Annotated in this window: 14 protein-coding genes and 1 tRNA gene; 7 read left to right on the forward strand and 8 right to left on the reverse strand. The window is 35.5% G+C overall.

The genetic code is table 11. The features are described 5' to 3' along the window. Nucleotides 1–308: 308 nt before the first annotated feature. Entirely contained in the window at nucleotides 309–1,187 is an 879-nt protein-coding gene (locus BUC21_RS12250; RefSeq protein WP_073402818.1) for a cation diffusion facilitator family transporter, read from the forward strand. Nucleotides 1,188–1,251: 64 nt separating this feature from the next. Here the strand turns inward: BUC21_RS12250 and BUC21_RS12255 are convergent, their stop codons facing one another. From BUC21_RS12255 to BUC21_RS12265, 3 genes are all read right to left on the reverse strand, one after another. Beyond that, a complete protein-coding gene (locus BUC21_RS12255; protein ID WP_073402820.1) occupies nucleotides 1,252–1,836 on the reverse strand; it encodes a hypothetical protein in 585 nt (194 codons plus the stop codon). 62 nt (nucleotides 1,837–1,898) lie between these two features. After that, a complete protein-coding gene (locus BUC21_RS12260; RefSeq protein WP_073402821.1) occupies nucleotides 1,899–2,342 on the reverse strand; it encodes a hypothetical protein in 444 nt (147 codons plus the stop codon). Between the two features lie 17 nt (nucleotides 2,343–2,359). Continuing rightward, a complete protein-coding gene (locus tag BUC21_RS12265) occupies nucleotides 2,360–2,800 on the reverse strand; it encodes a hypothetical protein (protein WP_139261426.1) in 441 nt (146 codons plus the stop codon). 200 nt (nucleotides 2,801–3,000) lie between these two features. Here BUC21_RS12265 and BUC21_RS12270 point away from each other — a divergent pair, with 200 nt between their 5' ends. The 3 genes from BUC21_RS12270 to BUC21_RS12280 are packed head-to-tail and all read left to right on the forward strand — an operon-like array spanning nucleotide 3,001 to nucleotide 6,600. Then, entirely contained in the window at nucleotides 3,001–4,314 is a 1,314-nt protein-coding gene (locus tag BUC21_RS12270; RefSeq protein ID WP_073402825.1) for an anaerobic C4-dicarboxylate transporter family protein, read from the forward strand. A gap of 35 nt (nucleotides 4,315–4,349) precedes the next feature. After that, nucleotides 4,350–5,408, forward strand: a complete 1,059-nt coding sequence (gene ansB, locus BUC21_RS12275) for an L-asparaginase 2 (RefSeq protein ID WP_073402827.1) — start codon at nucleotides 4,350–4,352, stop codon at nucleotides 5,406–5,408. 1 nt (nucleotide 5,409) lies between these two features. Next, a complete protein-coding gene (locus tag BUC21_RS12280; protein WP_073402925.1) occupies nucleotides 5,410–6,600 on the forward strand; it encodes a porin in 1,191 nt (396 codons plus the stop codon). Nucleotides 6,601–6,661: 61 nt separating this feature from the next. On the opposite strand, the gene BUC21_RS12285 is transcribed toward BUC21_RS12280, so the two are convergent. Then, nucleotides 6,662–7,588, reverse strand: a complete 927-nt coding sequence (locus BUC21_RS12285; RefSeq protein ID WP_073402829.1) for a hypothetical protein — start codon at nucleotides 7,586–7,588, stop codon at nucleotides 6,662–6,664. Between the two features lie 101 nt (nucleotides 7,589–7,689). Beyond that, on the reverse strand, nucleotides 7,690–8,007 hold the full coding sequence (gene bamE, locus BUC21_RS12290) for an outer membrane protein assembly factor BamE domain-containing protein (protein WP_083547700.1): 318 nt from the start codon (nucleotides 8,005–8,007) through the stop codon (nucleotides 7,690–7,692). 516 nt (nucleotides 8,008–8,523) lie between these two features. Between bamE and BUC21_RS12295 the strand changes: the two genes are divergently transcribed. The 3 genes from BUC21_RS12295 (at nucleotide 8,524) to BUC21_RS12305 (ending at nucleotide 15,344) form a co-directional block, all read left to right on the forward strand. Next, complete coding sequence (locus tag BUC21_RS12295) at nucleotides 8,524–9,720, forward strand: OmpA family protein (protein ID WP_073402833.1); 1,197 nt, start codon at nucleotides 8,524–8,526, stop codon at nucleotides 9,718–9,720. 268 nt (nucleotides 9,721–9,988) lie between these two features. After that, nucleotides 9,989–11,905, forward strand: a complete 1,917-nt coding sequence (locus BUC21_RS12300) for a glycoside hydrolase family 43 protein (protein WP_394332759.1) — start codon at nucleotides 9,989–9,991, stop codon at nucleotides 11,903–11,905. A 178-nt stretch (nucleotides 11,906–12,083) separates the two neighbouring features. Next, nucleotides 12,084–15,344 carry an exo-rhamnogalacturonan lyase family protein gene (locus tag BUC21_RS12305; protein WP_073402837.1) on the forward strand — a complete coding sequence of 1,087 codons (3,261 nt, stop codon included), beginning with the start codon at nucleotides 12,084–12,086 and terminating at the stop codon, nucleotides 15,342–15,344. A 228-nt stretch (nucleotides 15,345–15,572) separates the two neighbouring features. On the opposite strand, the gene BUC21_RS12310 is transcribed toward BUC21_RS12305, so the two are convergent. The 3 genes from BUC21_RS12310 to BUC21_RS12320 form a co-directional block, all read right to left on the reverse strand. Next, nucleotides 15,573–15,646 (reverse strand) — tRNA-Arg (locus BUC21_RS12310). A gap of 357 nt (nucleotides 15,647–16,003) precedes the next feature. Continuing rightward, nucleotides 16,004–16,780, reverse strand: a complete 777-nt coding sequence (locus BUC21_RS12315) for a hypothetical protein (protein ID WP_139261428.1) — start codon at nucleotides 16,778–16,780, stop codon at nucleotides 16,004–16,006. 150 nt (nucleotides 16,781–16,930) lie between these two features. Continuing rightward, the gene (locus tag BUC21_RS12320; protein WP_073402842.1) at nucleotides 16,931–19,801 is read right to left on the reverse strand and encodes a PD-(D/E)XK nuclease family protein; all 2,871 of its coding nucleotides are present in this window, start codon (nucleotides 19,799–19,801) and stop codon (nucleotides 16,931–16,933) included. Nucleotides 19,802–19,940 lie beyond the last annotated feature (139 nt).

Raw genomic sequence — 19,940 nt, forward strand, 5'->3', positions numbered from 1 at the left:
TTGTCTTTTATTCTCTAAAAAAGATGCGGCAAAAGTACTAAATTTGTTTTGTATAAAATGAATTGTAACGATAAAAATCACATCAAATTAAGGAATCTTATTAAAAACGTTAACATGTTATATTTTAAAGTGTTGATAATTAGAGTTCTCATGCTTGTTTTTATACCATCTAAATTAGAAATAATTAGACTAAATCTATATAACTTAATCTGCAGTTCTTTTTTTTGAAATAATCTGTCGTTTTCAACTTATTTTTATAGCTTTGTTCTATTGAAAAGTATCCCTAATAAATTAATATGTAGCTTGTAATGATTAAAAATGAGAAAAAGAGAGTTGCTTTGCTTTCCGTATTAGCAGCGATATTTTTGACTGGATTTAAGATGATTATCGGTATTCTTACAGGTAGTTTAGGTATACTTTCGGAAGCCTTGCATTCAACTCTAGATCTTATAGCAGCTGTTATTACCTTTTTTTCGGTCAGTATTTCAGATAAACCTGCTGATAAAGAGCATAACTATGGGCATGGTAAGGTAGAGAATTTCTCAGCCTTGATTGAAACTTTATTACTTCTCATCACTTGTGTCTGGATTATCTATGAAGCAGTAAATCGATTGGTTACCGGAGAAACAGAAATAAAAGTAAATATCTGGAGTTATATAGTAGTTATTACAGCAATAATCATTGACGTAACTCGTTCAAGAGCTTTATCAAAGGTTGCTAAGAAACATAACAGTCAGGCTCTGGAAGCAGATGCCTTGCATTTTTCTACTGATGTATGGAGTTCTTCTGTAGTGTTACTTGGACTTATATGCGCTAACTTTGGTTTTTTCTTTGCAGATTCAATAGCTGCACTATTTGTTGCAATACTTGTTGTCTCGGTTTCTTTAAAATTAGGTAAAAAATCTATTGATGTTTTACTTGATACGGCTCCTCAAGACAAAGTTCACATGGTGGAAGTCTTATTATCTGCTACACCTGAAGTAATATCTTATCATGATCTTAAAATTCGTTCTGCTGGAGCAAATACCTTTATTAAAGTCAATGTTCATCTTCAACCAGATTTATCTTTAAAGCAAGTACATGAAATTTGTGATAAGATAGAAATTGAAATTGGTAACCTTATTAAAAGAAGTGAGGTATACATTCATGCGGAGCCAGAAGAGAATGTTCTGGTAAATGTTCAGTAGGTATAAGGAAATACCCTCTGAATTATTTTATAGGAATAAAAATAGTGTTATAAATATTCGTACTCTATCTTTCATTTGTTTTCTTGATCTCTATCTGATCAATTTTCCAGATATTATTTTCTTTTTTTAATGAAACATATAGAAACTTATTCCAGTAAGCTTTATCTTTTGATTCCACATTGCCTCTAAAGAATTTTCCTTTAATTATAACTTTCTCGTCATTGATTTTAAAGGTTTCAATAATATCTATACCATTCATTGGCTCAACATCCATAATCCATCGATATATATTGAAAAAGTCACAACCAATATTTCTGTAATCTTCTAAATTGGGGAATTTATCGTTTAATTCATCAAATTTTATTTTATTGATTTCCTTAATACAAGTTTGATATGAAGCTACTTCATGGATTATAAGACTATCTGAAAAGTTGTACTGCCGTAGGTTCTTAATATATTTATCCATATTAAGAGTTGTCATTCCTAGTGAATCTGCTGCAAATATGGGCTGGTATTCTTCAATTTGTCCACTCTCGATAACATCAAAGTACCATTTGTAGAAATTGATCACAACAGAATCCGGACTTGTTTGTGCAAGTGCTTTTAGTGGAAGTGATAAAAGAACAAATATTAAAAAATAATTCTTCATACAGATTCTTTTTTATATTGCGAATATAATAATTTCTGTTGAAATCTTTATTTGTTTAGCAATTAAAAAGTTAAAGAAATAGTTCCTGTTCCACCACGCATAAGTAATTTGAGTTCTTTACCTGCCTTTTTATCGAATCTGACTGATGCTATAGTACAAACAATAGCAGATGTGAAAAATAAAGTTGCTGCAACCGCACTAATGGCACTTGTATTAATATTGCTGTCTTTTTCATTCCAAAAGTCGAAATTACTGAAAGCAATTAACATAAATCCCATGCTGGCAGCAAACGAACCTAAAGCTCCGTATTCATAATATGCTGATTTTCGCATATAATCACTGGATTTGATTAAAATACTTTTCGTATATACATCCATTTTTGTCTGTATACTGTCCTTGACTTCTACTATTGAATTATTCTTTTCCTCATTATTGGGGTTAATTATCTGTTGAGAGAATATATTAGTAGAAAACAAGAGTAATATTGCTATTAAAGTGTGTTTCATAATCTTTATAGCTTAAATTAATATGTATAGGAAATACAGGCTGAAGTTCCATTTGCAGAGATCTTTAGTTGTTTTCCGGCTTTTAACTTGTAATTGATAGATATAATAGTACATACTATAGATGATGTGAGGAATATACCACTTATTACATAATACAAATCTTTATTATTGTTAGAGTCTGGAGTTTCATTAGAATTTGAACCTGCAGAAGATAGAATAATACTTGCAGCTAACGACCCAAGAGCAAAATATCTATAATTAGCAGATTTTTCTAAGTAAACTCCACATTTATACAAATGGTTTTCAGTTGTTTCAGGTAAAGAAATATTTAGTGAATTACCAATTTCTATGTTAGAATACTTATTAAAAGTGCTTATCTCATTCTCCTTGTTATATATATCCTGGGAGAATATTCTCATTGAGAATACTAACAAAAACATTATTAAGTAAGTTTTCATGATTTGATGTTGTTAATTTGTTATTCTATTGTTAATTAATAACATAAATATGAATGCAATAGTTTTTGCAAAGAGTGTGATTTATAATTCCTAAAATCAAACCTATTTATAAATTTATTTGTTATATTCATATTGTAATATGATAAACTTATATCAGTCTGATTTTACTTAAATATTCTACTTTATTATAAAATGTAAATATGGTTCTACAATTGATTTTTGTGTTAGTTGCTATTCTTGTTGGCGCACGACTAGGAGGTATTGGACTTGGAGTTATGGGAGGAGTGGGGTTAGCTATCCTAACTTTTGTTTTTGGATTACAACCAACAGCACCTCCAATTGATGTGATGTTAATGATTGCTGCAGTAATCTCTGCTGCTTCTTGTATGCAGGCTGCCGGTGGACTTGACTACATGGTGAAAGCTGCTGAACATGTGTTGCGTAAAAATCCATCCAAGGTTGTTTGGCTGAGCCCAATAGTAACTTATCTTTTTACAATTGTAGCAGGAACAGGACACGTTGCATATTCTGTTTTACCTGTTATAGCTGAAGTTGCCACTGAAACCAAAATAAGGCCGGAACGTCCTTTGAGTATTGCAGTTATAGCATCTCAACAAGCTATTACAGCAAGTCCTATTTCAGCGGCTACAGTTGCACTTCTCGGATTATTGTCGGGATATAACATCTCTTTATTTGATATCCTGAAAATAACTATTCCTGCTACTTTAGTAGGGGTGCTTGTTGGTGCATTTTATTCGTTGTATGTAGGCAAAGAGCTTGAAGATGATCCTGAATTTCAGAAAAGAATAGCAGAAGGTGAATTTGAAACAAAAAAGATACATACAAAAGAGGTTGAGAATAACCGAAATGCAATAATCTCTGTTTTGATTTTTATTCTTGCAACACTTTTTATTGTGCTGTTTGGTTCATTTGATGGTCTAAGACCTTCATTTAATGTTGATGGTGAAATGGTAAAACTTAGTATGTCGTCTATCATAGAAATACTAATGTTGTCAGCTGCAGCTTTGATTCTCCTATTTACCAAAACGGATGGTATAAAAGCCACACAGGGATCAGTATTCCCTGCTGGGATGCAGGCTGTAATTGCTATATTTGGTATTGCTTGGATGGGAGATACTTTTTTGGAGGGCAACCTTCCTGAATTGACAGCTTCTATTAAGGATATTGTTACTGCAACTCCATGGCTTTTTGGATTTGCACTTTTTGTAATGTCTATACTTTTATATAGTCAGGCTGCAACAGTCAGAGCACTTATGCCACTTGGTATTGCATTGGCTATTTCACCGTACATGCTTATTGCATTGTTTCCGGCAGTAAATGGTTACTTTTTTATTCCAAATTATCCAACAGTTGTTGCAGCTATTAATTTTGACCGAACAGGAACTACCCGTATCGGTAAATATGTACTGAATCATTCATTTATGATGCCAGGTCTTATTTCTACGGCAGTAGCAGTAGGAATGGGATTGTTGATGATTCAATTCTTTTCCTAAGATTTAATTATTTAATAACTAAATGTTTTATTGTTATGAAAGCAGTTAAAAGATTTCAATTTCTTGTTCTTTGTGTGTTGCTATCAGCAATAAGTGTAATGGCTCAAAAGCCTAACATTCACATTTTAGCAACTGGAGGTACAATTGCGGGAACCGGTACTTCGGGTACCAAAACAAATTATACGGCGGGGCAGGTAGCTATTGGCGCACTACTTGATGCCGTTCCTGATATTAATAATGTAGCTAATGTAACAGGTGAGCAAATTGTAAGAATTGGCTCACAAGATATGTCTGATGATGTGTGGCTTACTCTTGCGAAGCGGATTAATATATTACTTGCCGATAGCAAAGTTGATGGTATTGTAATTACTCACGGAACTGATACCATGGAAGAAACCGCTTATTTCTTAAATCTTGTTGTACATTCTGATAAACCGGTTGTGTTGGTTGGGGCAATGCGTCCTTCTACTGCTATTAGTGCAGATGGACCGTTGAATTTATATAATGCTGTAATTACCGCTTCGGCTAAAGAATCAAAAGGTAAAGGGGTAATGGTAGTTATGAATGGACTGATTCTTGGAGCTGGAGATGTTTTAAAAACAAACACAATAAGCGTTGAGACTTTCCAATCTCCTAATTGTGGTCCATTAGGTTATGTATTTAATAGTAAAGTATTCTTTAATCGTGTTTCTGTAAAAAAGCATACTACAAATTCTGAATTTTCTGTTGATAATCTTAATAAGTTGCCAAAAGTAGGTATTATCTACAGTTATTCAAATGTTGAACCTGAAGCTGTAAATGCATTAATTGCATCTGGATATAAAGGAATTGTTCATGCAGGTGTGGGAAACGGTAATATTCATAAGAATATTTTCCCTGAACTAATCAGAGCCAGAAAAGCAGGTATTCAGGTTGTTCGTTCTTCAAGAGTTCCAACAGGACCAAGCACATTGGATGCAGAAGTAAATGATGCTGAATATGGGTTTGTAGCCTCTCAGGAATTAAATCCTCAGAAATCAAGAGTTCTGTTGATGTTGGCATTAACAAGGACAGATGATTGGAAACAGATCCAAGCTTATTTTAATGAATACTGATATGAAAAAGTATATACTATTCTTGGGAGTCCTGTTATGCATGGCTGGAGTCCGTGCACAACAAGATGGTGATATGCGCTCCTCTAAAAGTTTATTTGAAGAGGTAACTAATATCAAGAAGAAAACAGACAGGTTTAACTTCTTTCTAAATATGAATGGAAGCTTTGATAATCAATTTATTGAGGATACCCATCAGATGAGTAAATTCAATATGAGACAACTGCGTATTGAGGCAAAAGGTAAAATTAACGATTGGCTTTCATATAGATGGCGACAGCGTTTGAATCGACCAAATACCGGTAGTGGTAATATTGATAATTTGCCAACTTCTATTGATGTTGCAGGTATTGGAGTGAAGTTAACAGATAAGTTTTCGATGTTTATCGGAAAACAATGTGCAGCTTACGGAGGTGTTGAATTTGACCTTAATCCGATTGAAATATACGAGTATAGTGATATGATTGAAAATATGAGTAATTTCCTTACTGGAGTAAACTTTGCATATAATTTCAATGATAATCATCAGTTGCAGTTTCAGGTATTAAACAGCTTGAATAATAGCTTTGCAAATACTTACGATGTAGGTACAACCGGAACAGTACAAAGTCAGGCACCGCTTGTATACACGTTGAACTGGAACGGTAGTTTCTTTGATAATGCATTCAAAACCAGATGGTCGGCATCTTTGATGAATGAAGCAAAAGGAAAGAATATGTATTACTACGCGTTAGGAAATGAACTAACTCAAGGCAAATTCAACATGTTTTTCGATTTTATGTATTCCAATGAAGAGCTTGATCGTAATGGAATTATGAGTAAAATTACAAATTCAAGTAGATATGGAAATGCCGTTAATGCGCAATATTTATCATTAGTTACAAAACTGAATTATCGGTTTGCTCCAAAATGGAATGTTTTCCTTGAAGGAATGTACGAAACTGCTTCACTAAAGAAAGATCTGAGATATCAGATGGGACCTGTAGAATTTGCAAAAGGCAAATATCGAACTTCTTACGGTTATTTTGCTGGATTAGAATATTACCCCATGGAATCTAATTTGCATTTCTTCTTAACCTATGTGGGACGTGCGTACGAATATACAAATAGAGCGAGGTCGCTAATGACTACAGGATTTGATGATAATACAAACCGGCTCTCTTTAGGATTTATTTATCAATTACAAATGTTTTAGTAGTAAAATTATCCAATATAAAAACAGAAGAGGCAGCCAAAGTTGACTGTCTCTTCTGTTTTTATATTACCATGTTTGCAATAGGCTTTATATTTCTTATTGATTTAATAAAATCATCTTGTTCTTTTAAAGTTGCTATTTTTACTACATAAGTTTGTTGCTGAACGCTTTCTTTATCTTCTTCATTTATATATTTAATAATGAAAGGGTATTGCAAACATTCGCATGGCAGTAATTTTATAATGAAGTCTTTCTCTGGATTTATTTTTCCATCATTGGGATCTGAAATGCTAACACCTGAATTACTGTCGTATTTTTCCGGATAAGAATAACTGTTCTTGAATGTGCATACAAGTGTATCAGATTTCATTCTATAATCACCAATATCATACCGTACACTGTCTGAGCCCACACATTGAAATTGAAGCAGACTTTTGCCATTTGCTGAAAGAAAAATATATCCCCAGTTGCAATCGCCAGGGAGCATATTCTCCTCATTACAATAACCTTCATTTTTAGCCTCCACAAATTGTACGAATATTCCTGCATACTCTCTTTGTTCTTTATAATAAGAATATGCGTTTTTAACGGGGAATTGTTCTGAATAAGATTTTAGAATGCTGTCTACTAATGATTTTACAGCCTCTTTATCTTTGTAAATAATGTATAGGCTTAAGCTATCTTTAATTATTTTCAAAGTGTTATTTCTAACTTCATTATATTGCTTAATAGAAATCTTCTGATTCCCAATAGAAGATAGCTCAAATTGAAAGATGGCAGAAGGAATTGCCCTGAAAAGTTTCTTTTTAGTAATTTTTGCTGGACTAATTTTTTGCAATGATGAATTCATTGCAGCAACATGTTGATCCATGAACAAATGATAGTTGTTAGCCATCCGACCTTTCACTTCTGTTATATGATTTGTACAGCCACATAACAGAAGTGCTATTATAACAATTGATATTTTGAATATACAATTAGTTTTCATGATAGTATGAAGTTGTACATATTGAATAACAATGTGTTACTCTAAAAAGTTTACTCTCTATTATCATGAGATTAACTTGTTAAAGTTATAATTCATCGTTATCACCTCCTTGGATGATGCGAATTATTATTCTGAGTATTTGGCAGAGGCTCATTGTATGTAGTTAAGCTGGTAACAATGTTATTATCAAACCAAACAATATAATATTGAGTTGAAGTTGTTGTACCTCCAAGGGGATCAATATATCTCCATGATTCTTCTGCTCCCTGGAATTGTCTGTCACTAGGCTCTCCTAAAATCTTTAAAACCTCATTCTTTGTCATTCCTTGTTCTATAAGCATTATATTATGCCCGAAGTTCAGAACTTTGCATGATGATAAAATAATTGTCAAACAAAAGAATAAAATAATTTTTTTCATAATAGTTTGTTTTTAATCTATGTGTAGTTTTTGTAATCTTCTAGAATTCTGCATTTTAAGGCTTAGTTATTGTTGTCAAAATTTAAACGCTAAAAATGCATGACAAAATAAGTAATAATTTCTCAAATAATGAGCAATTATATATAAGTATTTTTCTAGTTATTTTGTTTTAGATATGAGTTTTATAAATTACTCATTCTTAAATATATTATTAGACTTGTTTGTTCGGTAATTTATTTGAAGATGATTTGTTGTTTTGCAAGAGAAGTTCTGAATTTTAGATGTATCTGAATTTGTTTTTGATATACATCTAACCATTGTTTTGATGTACATCTAAGCATTCTTTTAATATACATCTAAATACCCCTTTGATGTATATCAAAATATAATTCTTTCTTGTTTTATTCTTTTTATCTCTTTATTCGTTAGAACTTCAAAAAAAAGTAGTTAGCGTTTAACAATAATCAATACTTGTGTGTTTTATATATAGTTTTATTAATGATTAAATAAAGAACTATGAAAAAAGTATTTTTTCTGTTGGCAGTAGCCATTTTTACTGCAATGAGTTTTGCTCAGGAACGGGAAAAAACTTTAAAGCAGTATGGATATTGGGATAACTGGTTTTTACAGTTGCAGATGGGAGGGCAATATACATTTAGTGAATGCCAGACTTACTCTTCTTTCTCCGGTAAGTTGAGCCCAACGGCAGCTTTAAATGTAGGAAAATTCTTTTCTCCGGAAATTGGTTCTCGTTTTCAAATTGGAGGATGGACTTCGAAGAATAATATTGTCGGAGCTCTTTATAATGTTACTTATATTAATGCAAACTTAGATGTGTTGTTTAATATGAGTAATATATTCAGATCATATAGAGAAAATAGAGGATTCAATCTTGTAGGTATCCTCGGAGTTGGCTTTGTGCATACTTTTAAAAATCAGAATGTATTTGTATCAACGCAGTTCGAACCTCAGCAACATACTTTGAAATCATCGAATAGTGGCTCTATACGGTTAGGATTACAAGCCGACATTCGTCTTAGTGATGCCTGGAGTTTTAATATAGAAGCAAATGGTAACCTACTACGCGATGATTTTAATGGTCAGGAGAAATGGAAAACTTACAATGATGCAACTTTGAATTTCTTGGCAGGCTTTACTTATCGTTTTAAAAATAGAGGTTTTGTCCTGATTGATCCTGCTGATCCCATTTTAATTCAGTCTTTGAATGAACGGAATAATGAGCTGCGAGGAGAGATTCAAATATTGAATAATCAGAATAAAGAGCTTAGAGAACAATTGGAAGGCTATAAGGTGCGCTATGAAAATAAGCAAATTACAGAAACTGAAAAGAATACCTTTGTTGATAATGAATCTGCACTGAAAGATACAGTGCTGATTTCTGTGATTGTATTTCGGACTGGAAAATCTACAATTGAAACAGATCAGGAGTTTAATCTTTATACAGTAGCACAATATATGATGAAATATCGTGAAAAGCAGGTTACAATAGCAAGTTATACAGATGTAAAAGCAAGTACAGCTGATATTAATTTGCAGGTAAGTAAAAAACGTGCTGCAGCTGTTATTAAAGTGTTGAGTGAAAAATATAATATTCCTGCTAATCGTTTTATAATAATAAACTTCAGTGGCAATAAACAATCTGTACCAATTAATAACATCTGGAATAAAATAAGCGTTTATACTTTTAAATAAATAAAAAAGAGCATTAATATTTAATCAAGCTAGCTTAGTTAATCTGAGCTAGCTTGATTTTTATTATATTTGTGTCCTGTAAGAAAATTATTATTGAGAAATATGTTAATGGTTTATTCATTATTACTTGCTGTATATCTACGGCATAAAATAATAATAGATGAAACAATTCCGAAGTAAACTCGGTTCCTGTTAACAACAAGATTTTCAAAGATATTTTTGTATCCTGAAATGCTTAAACTGTATTTATTTAAAAATGAAATATGAAATGAAAAATGCAACTCTACTTTTATTATTCTTCTTTTTAACTTTCTCTGGAAAAGCTGCAATTACTACCAGCAAAAAAGCTAATAATTGCAGTGCTTACCTTTTTGTCTATTTCACTGGCAATAATGGAGATGAAGAATCTGTTCGTTATGCCATTAGTGACGATGGATATAATTACAAAGCTTTGAACAACAATAAGCCAGTAATCAGTTCAAAAACTATCAGTTCTACTGGAGGGGTGCGGGATCCGCATATCTTGCGTGGGGAAGATGGAAAGACTTTTTATATGGTACTTACAGATATGGTGGCAGCTAATGGCTGGAGCTCTAACAGAGCAATGATATTGCTTAAATCTACCGATCTCATTAATTGGAAATCCAATGTAGTTAATATTCAGAAAAAGTATAAAGGACAGGAAGATCTGCTTCGGGTTTGGGCGCCGCAAACTATCTATGATAAAAAGGCTGGTAAGTATATGGTATACTGGTCAATGAAGTATGGCGAGAATCCGGATGTTATTTATTATGCATATGCCAATAAAGATTTTACAGATATTGAAGGAACTCCAAAACCTTTGTTTATTCCCCAAAACAAACTGTCGTGCATCGATGGTGATATTATCTATAAAGATGGATTATATCATTTATTTTATAAAACAGAAGGACACGGCAATGGTATAAAGAAAGCAACAACTTCTTCTCTTACCTCGGGAAAATGGACAGAATCAAGTGATTATAAACAACAGACTAAAGAATCTGTAGAAGGATCCGGAATATTCAAGATGATAAATTCTGATAAATATATTCTCATGTACGATGTGTATATGAAAGGCAAGTATCAGTTTACCGAAAGTACCGATTTAGATCACTTTAAAGTTATTGATAATAATATCTCCATGAATTTTCATCCTCGTCACGGAACCATTATTTCTATAACTAAAAAGGAAAAAGATGCTTTGATTGCAAAATGGGGTATAACGGAAAGTCAACAATCTAATCCTATAATTCCGGGATTCCATGCCGATCCTGAAGTTCTTTATTCACACAAGACAGGTAAATATTATATTTATCCAACAACAGATGGAGTGCCAGGATGGGGTGGACATTCATTTAATGTTTTCTCATCAACAAATTTGAAAGATTGGAAAGATGAAGGTACAATTATTGATGTGAAAACAGATCAGGTAAAGTGGGCTGATGGTAATGCTTGGGCGCCTTGTATTGAAGAGAAACTCATTGGTGGAAAATATAAATACTTCTTTTACTTTAGTGCTAATAGCAAAGAAGCAAATAGAAAACAAATAGGTGTTGCTACGTCTGATTCTCCTACTGGACCTTTCACTGATTTGGGACATCCTATCGTTACAACATCACCTGTAGGAAAAGGTCAGCAAATTGATGTGGATGTATTCACAGATCCAAAATCGGGTAAGAGTTATCTATATTGGGGTAATGGTTATATGGCAGTAGCTGAGCTCAACGATGATATGACATCACTTAAAGAAGGTACTACAAAAGTATTAACTCCTCAAGGTGGAACATTGGAAAATTATGCTTTTCGTGAAGCTTCTTACGTATTTTATAGAAATGGACTTTATTATTTCCTTTGGTCGGTTGATGATACCGGTTCACCTAATTATCATGTAGCGTATGGAACCAGTACTTCACCTACTGGTCCGATAGAGGTGGCTAAAGATCCTATCGTTTTAATACAAGATGCAAAGAATGAAATTTACGGTCCGGCACATAATTCAATTTTAAATATCCCAGGGAGTGACGAATGGTATATAGTTTATCATCGTATCAATAAGAATTATCTGAATAAAGAGAGTGGACCTGGATACCATCGGGAAGTTTGTATTGATAGGCTTATGTTTAATGAAGACGGAACAATAAAGCGTGTAATACCTACTAATTAAGATTGCAAATAAACTTTATTAGGTCTGTTATAAGATATGAAGGAGTTGAACTTATATAAGTTCAACTCCTTTTTTAGTATAATATTTCATCTCTGTGTACTATATTCTATTGTTTACTGAATGGTAGTGATTTACTTTTGTTGAAAGATAACTTACTTTGTTAAACAGTTACTTTACAATGAAAAATAGATTATTTTGGATTCTCAGCTTTTGTTTGGTCCCTTTTATCTCATCGGCTCAAACTAAACAGTTATCGGCTTTAAATGCCAGGCAATTTAATAAATTCTGGAGTGTGGAATCTGAGTCGCCAGATTACAAGATAACTTTCCTGGGCGATACTGTGGAAATTATTTCACCGAAAGGACTTACTCTGTGGCGCAAGGAAAAGATGAATGGTGAAACTACCATAGAATATGATGCATGTGTCATGGATGAAGGTAAAAAAGGAGATCGATTAAGTGACTTGAATTGTTTCTGGATGGCGTCCGATCCTAAATACCCGAATGATATCCTGAAAAGAAAGAGCTGGCGTAATGGTATCTTTATGAATTGCTATTCTTTGCAGCTCTACTATTTGGGATATGGAGGAAATACTAATTCAACAACACGTTTCCGTCGATATAGCGGAGATGAACGGGGTATTAAGGATAAAGCTTTTCAACCGGCCATTTTGCGTGAATATACTGATAGCGAACATTTGCTAAAATCTAATAAATGGTATCATATTAAAATTATGAGCAAAGGCAATAAAGTGAGCTATTATATGAATGGCAAACGTTTGGTTGACATCCGTGATGCTAATCCTCTTACCTCCGGCTGGTTTGGTTTCCGTACAACTTTATCCCGTACTCGTATTACAAATTTCCAGTATACTTGTAATAATGTCGAAAAGGAACCTGTAAGTCTGAAGTGGATAGGCGATGTGCCGTCATTTAATACTCCGGTAAGCTTTGGAGTTCCATTTACTCAAGGTAGTCTCACTCAGAATAAAACTGTCGCTCTTTTTTCTGCTGATGGAAAACAGCTCTCTACAGATATGTGGCCATTGGCTTATTGGCCTGATGGTTCAATAAAGTGGAGTGGGGTATCGGCTGTTATACCTGCTTCAACTAATCAGTTAAAGCTGCAGATTAATGAAGCATCAAAGAAAAAAACTGAGTTAATGCCAGTTGTTAGTAAAAACAATGCTTTAGAGATAAATACAGGTGTAATAAAAGCTGTATTTCCTAAATCTGGTGAATATTTATTAGACGGTCTTTGGTATGGAGATGTTAAGGTAGGAGGTAAAGCATTTCTAATTTGCCAAACGCAGGATAAACCTTTGGCCGAAAATACAGATCAGATTCATTTTACCAACTATAAAAGTGAGATAAAGAAGGTTGATATTGAACAGAATGGTGCTGTACGCATAGTTGTGAAGATAGAAGGAGTGCATAAAACAATAGGTCGTGAATTGTTGCCTTTTACTATTCGTTTTTATCTATATAGAGGCAGTGATCAGATAAAGATGGTGCATACCTTTGTTTATGATGGCGATCAGAATAAAGATTATATTCATACTCTTGGTATACGCTTTGAAGTACCTATGCGTGAAGCCGTGTATAATCGTCATATTGCATTTTCGGGAGCTGAGGGCGGAATATGGAGTGAACCGGTACAACCTTTAGTTGGAAGACGTGTTCTGACTTTAAATGAAGATAATACTCTTCAGCAACAACAGATGGAAGGCAAACGTATTCCTGTATATGAAAAGTTTGATGCTGAGAATCGCGATTTGCTTGATAAATGGGCATCATGGGACGGCTTTCGCTTGTCTCAATTAAATGCTGATGCTTTTAGTATCCGTAAACGTGCTACAGATGATAATCCCTGGATAGGAACTTTCTCCGGAACTCGTTCCAATGGATATGTATTTGCAGGAGATGTTAGCGGTGGGCTAGGAGTTTGCCTGCACGATTTCTGGCAGTCTTATCCATCTTCTCTCGAGGTAGATAATGCACGGAAAGATATAGCAGCAATCACTATGTGGTTTTGGAGTCCTGAAGCAGAAGCTATGGACTTACGTCATTATGATAAAGTTGCTCACGATTTGAATGCGAGTTATGAAGATGTGCAGGAAGGACTAAGTACACCTTATGGTATTGCACGTACACATACGTTAACGATTGTTCCTCAACCGGCATATCCTGGAAAAGCAGGTATTGCAAAAATAGCAAAAGCTCTATCGGCCGATTCACCTTTAATGTGTTCTCCTGAGTATTTGCAACGACAAGAAGCGTTTGGAGTATGGAGTTTACCTGATAATAGTACTCCTTTTCGTGCTAATATTGAAGATAGATTAAATGGATATATTGACTTTTACCAGAAAGCTATAGAACAGAATAAATGGTATGGTTTCTGGAATTACGGAGATGTAATGCATGCTTATGATCCGATTCGGCATGAATGGCGGTATGATGTAGGAGGATTTGCCTGGGATAATACAGAATTAGGCTCTAATATGTGGTTATGGTATAATTTCTTGCGTACCGGACGTGCTGATATTTGGAAGATGGCTAAAGCAATGACACGTCATACTGCCGAGGTTGATGTTTATCATATAGGAGAAAACGCAGGATTAGGAAGTCGTCATAATGTAAGCCACTGGGGATGTGGTGCGAAAGAAGCACGTATTAGTCAGGCTGCATGGAATCGCTTTTACTATTATCTGACAACCGACGAACGTTGCGGTGATTTGATGAAAGAGGTTAAAGATGCTGAGCAGAAACTTTATACTCTTGACCCTATGCGTTTGGCAGAACCTCGTAGTCTTTATCCTTGTACTGCTCCGGCTCGTTTACGAATCGGTCCGGATTGGTTGGCGTATGCAGGCAATTGGATGACAGAGTGGGAGCGTACGCGCAATACTACTTATCGGGATAAGATTCTTACTGGAATGAAAAGTATTGCATCTTTGAAGCATGGACTGTTTACCGGACCGAAAGCGTTAGGGTTCGATCCTGCTACAGGAATGATAACCTATGAAGGTGACTCGGCAATGCAAAATACAAATCATCTGATGACTATAATGGGGGGCTTTGAGATTATGAATGAATTGCAAAGAATGATAAATGTGCCGGAATGGAATAAGGTATGGCTGGATCATGCTGCAAATTATAAGAAAAAAGCGGCAGAGATCAGTAATAATCATTTCCGCATTTCCCGATTGTTAGGTTATGCTGCTTATAATATGCAGAAGCCGGAAATGGGTAAAGAGGCATGGGATGATTTATTGCGTTGGGGAAAGAACAAAACATTACCATCCCTCAAAACTTCCCGCATCTTGCCACCGGAAGTGCCTGCTCCAATAGATGAGATTCCGTATGTGAGTACTAATGAAGTCGCTACATGGAGTTTAGATGCCATTTATTTGTTAGAAACCTGTCCTTTTGATGAGTAAGAGGAACAGCACATCTCTCATAAAAAATAAAAATCTCAAAATAGTCTAGCAGTCTAGCGGGGAGTGTTTAACCTGCTGACTGTTAGTGTTGTATGGGCGCTAGATATACCCGATAAAGTCTAGCGATAGTCTAGCAGTCTAGCACTTTGTTTGTCCCAGAATGAGGAAGATTGGGTAAAAATAAAAATCGCAAATAACTAATAATAAGCTATTTGCGATTTTGCTTTGTGATTCCGAAGCGATTCGAACGCTTGACCCACGCCTTAGAAGGGCGTTGCTCTATCCAGCTGAGCTACGGAACCATCCTTAATTGCGCTGCAAAGGTAAGGCTTTTTGTGAAATATCAAAAGGTTTTGGACACTTTTTTTCGTTTAAAGTGCATTATTTTTTTTAGGTTTGATCGATATTCCAGCAATAATTAAGGCGTAATGAAGCCTAAAATAGCTGTCAATAAATTAGTTAGCTGCTTATTGTTTCTCTGTTTTATGCCTAAGAAAAAAAGTCTTTTTTTGAGCTCTTTTTATATCTTCATATAGTCTGATTTCTTAGATTTTCTTTAATTCGGTCATATCTAGTAGAAGCATATAAAATAAAAAGCAGATTATTCCAATTATAATTTAGGAATAACCTGCTAATATTAATTTTTGCTTGGTTAGCTATTAGTCCTTATCTTTTTCATCATTATCTTTTTCATTTGCCTTCTTAAATGCTTTGTGTTGGAATGCATCAAGATTCAGAACTCTTTTAAAGAATTTCTCATAAACTTCTTTATTTGAATTCTCGCTAATAATTATCTTGCCATTAGTAAGTGAAGCTTTATCAAGGTCGGCTTCTGTGATTCTACCATTGCTTATTGCATTAGACAAGTCTAACTGGAATAATGCAGTGTAATCTGCTGCAGTGTTTAACTGAACACTGTCTTTTGCAGAGGCTTTAAACTTCAAGTCTTTGTTTACAACAATAGCAATAGGAGTTGCAGTTCCTAAAGCATTAGTATAAATACCTGCAAGATAGAATACTGGAGCAGTGCCGGCATCTTTTTTGTCCGATTGAATCTGAATAGATATTTTGTCGTATAATCCAGCCGGAAGAGTTACATCGCCAAGCAATGAATTTGCACTGAACAAATCAGCTAATTTTGAGTTTTTAAATTTTAGATTCAGGCTGAATTCTGTAGCCAATGTATCACCTTGCTCTTTTGTTGCTGTAAGATGAACTCTGGAAACATACATTTGGCAAGTGTCCCATTTTAAGGTAGCTGTTTTCAAAGCTTTGGTACCAATGCCGAATGAATAAGTGTTGTTTACTGCCTGAAGCTGAACTCCAAGTGATTTGCTTACACTTTCAGTCATAATCTCTGAATCATTTTTTTGGCATGAGGAAAGCGAGAGTCCTGCAGCTGCCAGCATTAGCACGAAAATTTTTAAGGTTTTCATAAAAATAAATTTATTTAGTTAAGAATTACACATTCAAGCCTGATGTTTATTGAAGTTATATTTAATTAACTTAACATTAGTTTACAGCTTTTTAATTATTGCAAAAATAGGATTAATTCTTAAAAAACAAAATATTTATCAAAACTTTATTTACTTCTTACACAGTGCTTTAAAGTCGCAAAACTCGCATTTATTTACGAACTTCGTTTGGTTGAATGGCTGCTCGGAATTGAATATATCCGATAGCAATTGGGTTAGCAATTCCCTGAACTCTTCCTCGTATGGAGTAAAATCTTCCACAAAAGTTTTATTGTTCCGCAGACCAATTTCTATGTATGGTTTGTAATCTGCCGATGCTGCCTGATGAATATAGAGTAGAGAAGGAGCAACTTTCTGTTTCTGCTGGCGAGTCATTATGGCAGCGTAGAGAAATGTCTGGAAAATATAATTGGGACGATTCTCTGCCGGAGTGAATAATGCTGCAATATCTGCAGCGGCTTTCGGAAAACCACCGGTTTTGTAATCTACAATTCTTAAAGTGCCGTCTTTGCTGTCCATACGGTCAATGGTTCCTCCTATTCTTGAAAGGATATCTCCTTTAGCTGTTGGAATAGTGATGTCTTCACTGACTTTTTTCTCCATGTCCACTAGGGTAAATGGAGCGTACTCTTTGTCATTGCGTAGCAGTTGGCGAATATAAGAAGCTATAACTTTAGAGTTAACCAACTGCACGCCGTTGTATTCGGGCTTCTCGTCAAGCGGCACCTGGAAGAATTCTTCTTTGAATGCTCTGTCTACATATCCCTGAAGCTTCACATCGTTGTGGAGTAATTGCTCTATCTGTTCTTTGTTTACCACATTACCGTGCGCTTTGAAATCACCATATATAAGTTCTGCCGAACGATGGAAGATGGTTCCGAACATGGCTGAATCTATTTCCGAACTAACTTCTGGCTTCGGTTTCAGTTTGGCAACGTATGTATAGTAGAATTTAAGCTGGCAGTCCATGTAAGTGTTTAGCGCAGAAGGAGAGAATTGTGCCCTCTTATTGCAACGCACATCATAAAAGTTCTGCAGGCGCTTCATTACCTCCGGTGTTTTTACAATGATAATTTCTTTGGCTGTTTGCGGAGATTGTCCCGCTTCCAGATATTCGCGGGCAATTTCGTGCGGCCATTCAATAAGGAATTGCAGCATGAAGCGCGACCACTCGCCACGGTTTAGTCCGTCTGAAGCTGTGTTGTACATCAATGTTATGTTCTCGGCACGTTGCATCAGTCGGTAGAAATAATAAGCGTATACCGCATTTTTGTGTTCAATGGTGGTCATCCCGAATGCTTTGCGCAGATTATATGGGATGAATGACGAATCTCCGCTACCCTTAGGCAGCTGACCTTCGTTTAACGACATCATCACCAGATTTTTAAAGTCGAGGTTACGGGTTTCAAGCACACCCATTACCTGCATACCGATGGCCGGTTCTCCGTGGAAGGGGATGTTTGAGGCAGACAAAACCTTGTTCAGCAAACGCTTGAAAGTTCCTGTCTGAACAATCAGGTCACCTTTGTCAATCATACTGCCAAGGCGGTTGATTAGCGTATATGCTTTGAAAAGTGATTCACGGTAAAGCTGATTAAATACATCATCACTCTCTTTTTCCTTGTTGTATATGGTAGCAACTTCTTTGAGCGCATCGGAAAGATAACGGCACAAATCCATATTGCTTAGTTGTGGAGTGAATAGCATTCCCAGAAAATCGTCCTGCTTTAACTCGGAAGGAAGAGGATAAAAACGATTCTTTTCAGTAAGATCCTTTTCCAGCTCATTGGCTTTGGACGATAGCTGACGAGTATATGGGTGTTTTAGTACGGCCTGAACGGCAGCGTAGGCATATCTTCCCGTGTCTGTTCGGAAACCTTCAGTCTGCAACTCCAGCAGAGCTGTGATGAAACTGTGCACGGGTGTCTGAGCCAAAGGAAATCCCATGGTAATGTTCACATGCTGCACGCTGTCGGGTATGGAATGTAGCACGGGAAGTAGCAGTGCTTCGTTGCAAAGAACCACAGCACTTTCCGATTCTTTTCCGGTAACATTACCGCGTATCCATTCCGGCAGGAAGCGCGCCTGAGCGTTTTCGGTAGAAGATGCAACAAAGCGCACCTTCTTTGGCTGAATCATTTTATTGAAAGTCACTCCGCTAAGGGCAGAAGGAAACTCTTTCAGGTTACGACGGATGAATTCTCCCGCTTCATGATTTTTCTCATTGGTGTAGAATTCATCGTAATCCCAATAAAAAAGAGCTTTGCCGGCGTCGCGAAGTAATTGGAAGAACTTTGTCTCTACCTTATTCAGCACGTTGAATCCCACAAACACATAAGTATCATATTTCATTTGCGACGCATCAAGCTGCTCAATAACCGAACGGTAGAGCATTCCTTCATAGGCAATTTGCTGATTAGCCAGTTCTTCTTTATATCGGTGGTAGATATTTCCGAGCACGTCCCACAGAGAGATAAATTTCTCTTTCAAGGCAGTACGCTTCTCGATGGAGAAGTTCTGAAAAAACTGACGGATGGCTGCTTCCTGATCCTCATTAAGAAAATCGAAATCGTCCATTATGTTCTTTAAGTCCTGCAGGTTGCTGAATAGCTTATCAGCATCCACCAGATTTTTATCTGCATCGTCAAAGTCGCTAATAAGCAGTTCTCCCCAGAAATAGAAATCGTCCAGCGTTTCCTCGCTCTTAGTCTCCTCGCGGAATATTTTATAAAGTTCGCAAACAAGCTTAATGGAGTTGCCAAGCTTCAAAGGATTCTCACTTCTTTGTGCCGATAACTGCTGAAACAGTTCGCTGATGCTGAGATAAGCCGGCGACCAAATGGGGCGGTTTGCCTCTTCGGCGAGGTGTTCATTGAAAAATAATCCGGCGCGCTTGTTTGGGAAAATAACTGCCACGCGGGAGAGATCTGCTCCATGCCTTTTATATAAGTCTTTTGCGACGATACTTAAGAATGTTTCCATTGTTTGCTTCTTTGTTTGCTCTACACTTTTTCTATATAAAGTGTAGACTATTTAGTTATAAGGTGTACACCTTATTTTGTTTTGCTCTACTATTAATTTAGAATCTCCGGTGAAACTTTTGTTTAGCTTTCACCGGACT

Source organism: Bacteroides luti (assembly GCF_900128905.1).
Lineage (GTDB): Bacteria > Bacteroidota > Bacteroidia > Bacteroidales > Bacteroidaceae > Bacteroides > Bacteroides luti.

Excerpts from the sequence above, each read along its gene's own strand:
- BUC21_RS12305 (WP_073402837.1), top strand. The coding sequence starts at position 12,084 with ATGAAAAATAGATTATTTTGGATTCTCAGCTTTTGTTTGGTCCCTTTT.
- BUC21_RS12250 (WP_073402818.1), top strand. The coding sequence starts at position 309 with ATGATTAAAAATGAGAAAAAGAGAGTTGCTTTGCTTTCCGTATTAGCA.
- BUC21_RS12260 (WP_073402821.1), bottom strand. The coding sequence starts at position 2,342 with ATGAAACACACTTTAATAGCAATATTACTCTTGTTTTCTACTAATATA.
- BUC21_RS12295 (WP_073402833.1), top strand. The coding sequence starts at position 8,524 with ATGAAAAAAGTATTTTTTCTGTTGGCAGTAGCCATTTTTACTGCAATG.
- bamE (WP_083547700.1), bottom strand. The coding sequence starts at position 8,007 with ATGAAAAAAATTATTTTATTCTTTTGTTTGACAATTATTTTATCATCA.
- BUC21_RS12300 (WP_394332759.1), top strand. The coding sequence starts at position 9,989 with ATGAAAAATGCAACTCTACTTTTATTATTCTTCTTTTTAACTTTCTCT.
- BUC21_RS12315 (WP_139261428.1), bottom strand. The coding sequence starts at position 16,780 with ATGAAAACCTTAAAAATTTTCGTGCTAATGCTGGCAGCTGCAGGACTC.
- ansB (WP_073402827.1), top strand. The coding sequence starts at position 4,350 with ATGAAAGCAGTTAAAAGATTTCAATTTCTTGTTCTTTGTGTGTTGCTA.
- BUC21_RS12265 (WP_139261426.1), bottom strand. The coding sequence starts at position 2,800 with ATGAAAACTTACTTAATAATGTTTTTGTTAGTATTCTCAATGAGAATA.
- BUC21_RS12255 (WP_073402820.1), bottom strand. The coding sequence starts at position 1,836 with ATGAAGAATTATTTTTTAATATTTGTTCTTTTATCACTTCCACTAAAA.
- BUC21_RS12285 (WP_073402829.1), bottom strand. The coding sequence starts at position 7,588 with ATGAAAACTAATTGTATATTCAAAATATCAATTGTTATAATAGCACTT.
- BUC21_RS12270 (WP_073402825.1), top strand. The coding sequence starts at position 3,001 with ATGGTTCTACAATTGATTTTTGTGTTAGTTGCTATTCTTGTTGGCGCA.
- BUC21_RS12280 (WP_073402925.1), top strand. The coding sequence starts at position 5,410 with ATGAAAAAGTATATACTATTCTTGGGAGTCCTGTTATGCATGGCTGGA.
- BUC21_RS12320 (WP_073402842.1), bottom strand. The coding sequence starts at position 19,801 with ATGGAAACATTCTTAAGTATCGTCGCAAAAGACTTATATAAAAGGCAT.